Source organism: Kribbella sp. NPDC051952, assembly GCF_040680855.1.
GTDB lineage: Bacteria > Actinomycetota > Actinomycetes > Propionibacteriales > Kribbellaceae > Kribbella.
The window spans coordinates 46,942-53,028 of record NZ_JBFAXQ010000038.1 but is presented as its reverse complement, the minus strand read 5'-3'; the positions used below and the strand labels follow the sequence as shown (position 1 = coordinate 53,028).

The 6,087-nt window shown below is 68.3% G+C and carries 6 protein-coding genes; 4 read left to right on the top strand and 2 right to left on the bottom strand.

Features of this window, described 5'->3' with window-relative positions; translation table 11 throughout:
* Positions 1-122: 122 nt before the first annotated feature.
* A complete protein-coding gene (gene fxlM / locus AB0L70_RS38640; protein ID WP_363691857.1) occupies positions 123-1,319 on the bottom strand; it encodes a methyltransferase, FxLD system in 1,197 nt (398 codons plus the stop codon).
* Between the two features lie 3 nt (positions 1,320-1,322).
* On the bottom strand, positions 1,323-1,820 hold the full coding sequence (locus AB0L70_RS38635) for a MarR family transcriptional regulator (RefSeq protein ID WP_363691856.1): 498 nt from the start codon (positions 1,818-1,820) through the stop codon (positions 1,323-1,325).
* Between the two features lie 73 nt (positions 1,821-1,893).
* Here AB0L70_RS38635 and AB0L70_RS38630 point away from each other — a divergent pair, with 73 nt between their 5' ends.
* From AB0L70_RS38630 to AB0L70_RS38615, 4 genes are all read left to right on the top strand, one after another.
* A complete protein-coding gene (locus AB0L70_RS38630; RefSeq protein ID WP_363691855.1) occupies positions 1,894-2,796 on the top strand; it encodes an EamA family transporter in 903 nt (300 codons plus the stop codon).
* Positions 2,797-2,798: 2 nt separating this feature from the next.
* The gene (locus AB0L70_RS38625) at positions 2,799-3,065 is read left to right on the top strand and encodes an NAD(P)H-binding protein (RefSeq protein WP_363691854.1); all 267 of its coding nucleotides are present in this window, start codon (positions 2,799-2,801) and stop codon (positions 3,063-3,065) included.
* Entirely contained in the window at positions 3,065-3,280 is a 216-nt protein-coding gene (locus AB0L70_RS38620) for a hypothetical protein (protein ID WP_363691853.1), read from the top strand. Before AB0L70_RS38625 ends, AB0L70_RS38620 begins: the two co-directional genes overlap by 1 nt.
* 76 nt (positions 3,281-3,356) lie before the next feature.
* Complete coding sequence (locus AB0L70_RS38615; protein WP_363691852.1) at positions 3,357-6,074, top strand: BTAD domain-containing putative transcriptional regulator; 2,718 nt, start codon at positions 3,357-3,359, stop codon at positions 6,072-6,074.
* The last annotated feature ends 13 nt before the right edge of the window (positions 6,075-6,087 follow it).

Genomic DNA, 6,087 nt, shown 5'->3' with positions numbered 1-6,087 from the left:
CTTCGACCTGGACCGGGACGAGGACGTCTGGGCCAGCGGCTGGGTCGACACCCCAGAACCCGAGGACCGCACCGACATCGACGAGCTCTGGCAGACGGTCCGCAACGCCCCGCGTCCCGGGACTACGCCGCCCAGCTGACAGTGATGTAGCTGTGCCGCCGAGCGATCTGAAAGCCCGGTGGGGGCTCATCGCCGACCGCGTGGACCTGGAACGCGGGTCCGGGACCACGCCGGTGGTGCGTGTCCCAGATCCGCAACTGGTCGACCATCCGGTCGGCCAGGTCACGCCCATCCGGACCATGGCTACTGATCCCGAGCTCCACGAAGGAGGACGGAGTACGCCGTACCCGTCGACACGTCAGGTAGGCCACGCTGTCGCGGGTGGCGACCGCCGCCGCTCCCCCGCGCGGCGTCGGCGTGACTCCGGTCCGTTCGCCGGACAGAACGCAGTACCCGGGCAGTGTGGATGCGAGCCAGAGGTTCAGATCGAGCAATGGTTCCTCGCGGTTCACCACGACACTCGACCAGGTCTGGTGCCGCGGTTGATCGAGTACGCCGTCGAACGGATGCGCGTCGATCTCTTGGTCCTCGTCGAAGCAGACACTCACCTCGTCGCCCGCGATCGGGACCAACCGCTCGTAGTTCGCTCCCGCGCCCTGCATGCAGACGAACCCGCACAAGGTCGTCGACCGGCTCTCCAGATGACCCTCCACCCGGTCGAACGCGATCGACCGCGTCTGCCCACGCACCCGCAGCGGTACGACGATCCGCCCACCCGGCCGCAGCTGGTCGACCCACGCCGTCGGCACATCCCACGCGGTCACCGTCACCACGATCCGGTCGTACGGCGCTCCTTCGGGTACGCCGTACTCGCCATCGGCCTGCACGACCCGGACATCGTCGTACCCGGCCTGATCGAGCAACGCCCGCGCTCGTTCGGTGACGTCGGCGTCGATGTCGATCGTGGTCACGGATCCCTCCGGACCGGTCAGCTCTCGCAGCAGGGCCGCGTTGTAGCCGCCGGAACCGATCTCCAGCACCCGGTCACCCGGCCGGATCTCGGCCTGCTCGAGCATCAGCGCGACGATGCTCGGTTGCGAGACCGAGCTGATCGCCACGCCGGCCTGGTTCCGCTTCATCAGCACGACGTCGTCGGCGTACGCGATCTCGAGTGGCACGTGCGGGATGAACAGGTGCCGCGGCACCGTCCGGAACGCGGCCGCCACGTCCAGATCATGAATGGTGCCCTCGGCAACCAGATGCCGGGTGAGCGCATCGCGCAGCGTCTCCGTCCGGTCGTTGCCGAGGGCAGGCATCATGGATCAGTCCCGCTTGTCCCCGTGTGATTCCAGCAGTGCCCGGAGCAGACCGGCGAGCTGATCCCGCTCGGTCTCCGACAGGCCGGCCAGCAGGCGGTCCTCGGTGTCGATGTGGGTCGGCAGGACGGCATCGATCAACCGCAGTCCCTCGGCGGTCAGCGTCACCCGGACACCGCGCCCGTCGGTCTCACTGGGCGCGCGGGTGACCAGGCCACGGGCCTCCAATCGATCCAGCCGCTGGCTGATCGCACCGGACGTCACCATCGACGAGTGCATCAGACCGGCCGGCGTCAGACTGTGCTCGGAGTTGCTCCGCCGCAGGGTCGCCAGTACGTCGAAGGACGCGCGATCGAGCTCGTGCTGCGAGAAGTTGCGCCGCAGCTCGTTGTCGAACAGCTGATTGAGCCGGCTCAACCGGCCGATGACTCCCATCGGGGACGCGTCCAGGTCGGGCCGCTGCTCGCCCCACTGCTCGAGCACCAGGTCGACGTGATCTGCCATCTCCCCAGCCTAGCCCCAGATTGCTTAGCGGTGAGGGATTGTGGATTGCTTAGCGCTGAGATACTTTATCTTAGTGCTAAGCAAACGAGTCACCCTCCTCCTGGTCACGGCGATCACGCCGCTGCTCTGGGGCACCACCTATCTGGTCACCACAGAGCTCCTCCCACCCCATCGCCCACTCCTCGCCGCGCTGTTACGCTCGCTGCCGGCCGGGCTGCTGCTGGTCGCGATCACCCGCACGCTGCCGCGTGGCAGCTGGTGGTGGCGGTCGCTGGTTCTCGGCACCCTGAACATCGGCGCGTTCAATGCCTTGCTGTTCGTCGGCGCCTACCGGCTGCCGGGTGGTGTCGCCGCCACCGTCGGCGCGATCCAGCCACTCCTTGTCGCCCTGCTCTCGACCGGTCTGTTGAGTCAGCGTCTGTCGCTGCGGACCGTTCTTGCTGCGATCGCCGGTGTCTTCGGCGTCGGGCTGTTGGTCCTCCGGGCCAACGCGCACCTCGATACCTGGGGTGTGGTCGCGGCTCTTGGTGGCGCGGTGGTGATGGCGTTCGGCGTCGTACTGAGCAAGCGGTGGTCGACACCCGCTCCCCTGCTGGCAGTCACCGGTTGGCAGCTCGTCGCCGGTGGTGTGGTGCTGCTACCAGTCACGTTCCTGGTCGAGGGTGCGCCGCCTGCGTTCACAGCCCAGAACCTCGCGGGGTATGCGTACCTGACGCTGATCGGTTCAGCTGTCGCCTACGCCTTATGGTTCCGCGGCATCCGGGCCTTATCCCCCACCGACGTGACGTTCCTCGGCCTGCTGAGCCCGGTGATGGCGACCACGCTCGGCTGGCTGGTACTCGACCAACACCTCGCCCTCGCGCAGGGCGTCGGCGCCCTCATCGTTCTGACCGCCCTCATCAGCGCGCAAGTACGCCGGAAGCCGAAGCCGATCGCCCCGGCGCCAGTGCTCGTGCCGGCTGCGGAGAGGTGCTGATCATGCGCATCCTCGTCTTCGGCGCCACTGGCGCAGTCGGCAGCAGAGTCGTCAACGAGGCAACCTCCCGCGGGCATCAGGTGACGGCTGTCAGCCGCGGACCGCAGTTCGTTCGAGGTGATGCCTCCGACCCGGACGACGTAGCCAGACTGAGCGCCGGTCACGACGTGGTCATCAGTGCGACCCGGCCGCAGCCAGGTCGGGAGGACGAGCTGGTCCAAACGGCCAAGGACTACTCCTCGGCCTGCGGGCCGAACAGTTCGAACTGATGCGCGCGTCGATCGGCGTGGACTGGACCTATGTGAGTCCTCCGGCACTCCTCGAGCCAGGCGTTCGTACGGGCGACTACCGGAAAGGCGGCGACCACCTCCTGACCGATGCCGACGGCAACTCGCACATCTCGATGGAGGACTTCGCCATCGCCCTGGTCGACGAGGGAGAGCAAGCAGAGCACGTCGGTCAGCGATTCACCGTGGGCTATTAGGCCGCGCCGCGCCGAGGGACCTCCCGAGCTGCCGAACGGGCAGGCACCCTAAGATCTACGACGTTCTCCACTGGGGGTGAGAGCGACGAAGCAACCGCGCCTCGAAGTGCGCATCCTCGGCACCTCCGAGGTCCTCCGGCCTGCCCGGGACGTGCTGCCGGTGCGGCAACCAATGGCGCGGGCGCTCGCGGTCCGGCTGGCGCTGGCTCGTGGTCAGGCCGTTGCCGACGACATCTTGATCCGAGACCTGTGGGGCAAGGAAAACCCAGCGGGGCCGACCGCCCGGCTGCGAGTGCTGGCGTCGCGGCTGCGTGCCGCATTGGGAGATCACGCAGCCGCGCTCGAGCGCACCCCGGCCGGGTTCAGCCTGCGGGCCGAGCCGACCGACCTGATGGCTGCGGAGAAGGTGCTCGCCACGGCCGACGCAGTACGCCGTACTGGCGATCAGGCTCGGTTGTTCGCCGCGACCACCGCAGCGATCGAGCTCTGGCGGGGCGATCCGTTGAGCGACCTGGACGGGATCCCGTTCGTCGCCGCGGAACGGCGGCGCCTGCAGTCGTTGCGGCTGGAACTCCAGTTGGCGTGGGCCGAAGCCGGCCTCACCCTCGGCCATCCCGTCGGACCCGAACTGGAACGGCTCGTCGCCGCCCATCCGCTGCACGAACGCCTGGTCGGATTGTCGGCAATCTCCCTGTCCCGGTCCGGGCACGAGGCGGACGCCCTCGATCGGCTGCGCGACCTGCGGACGACGCTCGCGACTGAGCTCGGCATCGATCCGACTCCGGAGACGGTCGCGATCGAGGACGACCTCCGCGGACATCGGCCGGAGCTGCCACGGATCTCGTTGCCTACGGCATCGAAGAACTTCGTCGGCCGCCGGGACGAGCGGATCGCCTTGCTGGCAGAGATCCGGCGGCCGGGGCTCATCACGTTGCTCGGTGGGCCTGGCGTCGGCAAGACCCGGCTGGCTCGCGAGGTTGCTGCCGAAGCGGCGCGCGGTCGGACGGTCGCGTGGTTGGACCTCGCGCCGCTGCATGGCACCGACAACCTCACCGCGGCCCTCGCGGCCGCGGTCGGCGCCGACCGTGGGGACAACTCCATCAGCCAGTCCGCCGAGCTGCTGACCGGCGCACTTCTGGTCGTCGACAACGCCGAACACCTGACGGCCGACCTCGCCGCGCTGCTCGACAGCCTGCGGTTCAAGGCTGTCGACCTCTCAATTCTCGTGACCTCGCAACGACTGCTCGGCCGCTCCGACGAGTCTGTACGACGCATCGAGCCACTGCCGCAGGCCGCGGCCGTCGAGTTGTTCTGCGACCGGACCGGGGCCGAGCCGAGTCCGGCGGTGGAGCAGATCTGCGCTGCGGTCGATCGGCTTCCGCTCGGCATCGAGCTCGCCGCGGGTCTCACTCGCACGATCTCTGTTCAGCAAGTGGCCGAGCAGTTCGATGATCGACTTCGCCTGATCGGCGCCGAGGGCCGTGACCTGAATCTGCGCGCGGCTCTCGACTGGAGCCACGAGCTGCTCGATCCGCCTGTGCGTGCGGCGTTGCGCCGCCTGTCGGTGTTCGCCGGCGGCTGCACGTTGGAGGCGGCCGAGCAGGTGGTCGCGGGCGACGGGATCCAGGCCGACGAGGTCGCCGAGCTGCTGGCCGTTCTCGTCGACCGCAGCCTGGTCACGATGGACGACGACGAACGCTTCAGCTTCTTGGAGACGGTCCGCGAGTACGGGCTCGAACGGCTGCGAGCCGCCGGCGAGGAGAGCGCCGTACGCGGGCGTCATGCTGCGTGGTGCGTGACGTTGGCGGACTTCGGCAAGCATGCGGCGCGGATGAATCGCCGGCTTGCGTTGCGGCAGTTCGAGGCGGCACGTCGGTTGCGTGCCGAGGAGCCGAACTTGCTCGCCGCGATCGAGTGGTGCCTGGTCAACGATCCGGCCCGGGTGAGTGAGATCGTCGCGCCGCTGTCGTGGCACTGGTACTTCCGCGGCCTGATGGGCCAGGCCCTCGGCTGGTTGCGCGCCGCGCTCGACTCTCTCGCGCCAGGCACACCTGGGCGAGCCGCGGCGCTGGCGGCACTCGCCGCACAGACCCGGTACGCGGGTTGGTACGCCGAGGCTCGGGACATCGGTCTGGAGTGCGCGGCGACATACCGGGCGCTGGATGACAAGCGTGGGCTCGCGATCGCGATGCAGAGTCTGACGTTGACCAGTCTGGCGCTCGGAGACGAGTACGCCGCGCTGCAGTACGCGCACGAGGTTGAGGGGCTCACTGCGGACTTGGGGCTTGGTGTCGTCCGTGGGGCCGCTTTGAACTGCACTGGGTTGGCGCTTAGGCAGCTTGGACATCCGGTCGCGGCACGGCAGATGTTCGAGGAAGCGCATGCGGTGTGGTCGGAGATCAACGATGAGCAGGGCATCGTGATCGCGAACGGCAACCTCGCGATCATGGACTTCCAGACCGGTGCGCTCGTGTCGGCGCGGTCCCGGACTCTGCTTGCGCTGCGGATCTCGCGAAGCATCGGCTACTCGGTTGGTGTGTTGGACGCGTTCGGCGTACTGGCGACGATCGATGCCGCGGAGGGTCGGCACGAACGCGCCGTACGGCTGCTGGCGGTTGCCGAATCTGAGCGTGCGGAGATTGGTGCGCCACTCTTCATTGCCGATGAACTGACTGCCCTCACCGCTGCTTGGGCGGTGTGTCGTCAAGCTCTTGGTCCCGAAGTGGAGCGCATCGCCGATCACGCTCGGAGGCTTCCGCTCGACGCCCTGGTCACGGAGATCTTGACCGCGTAGAAGCCGGCCCCCG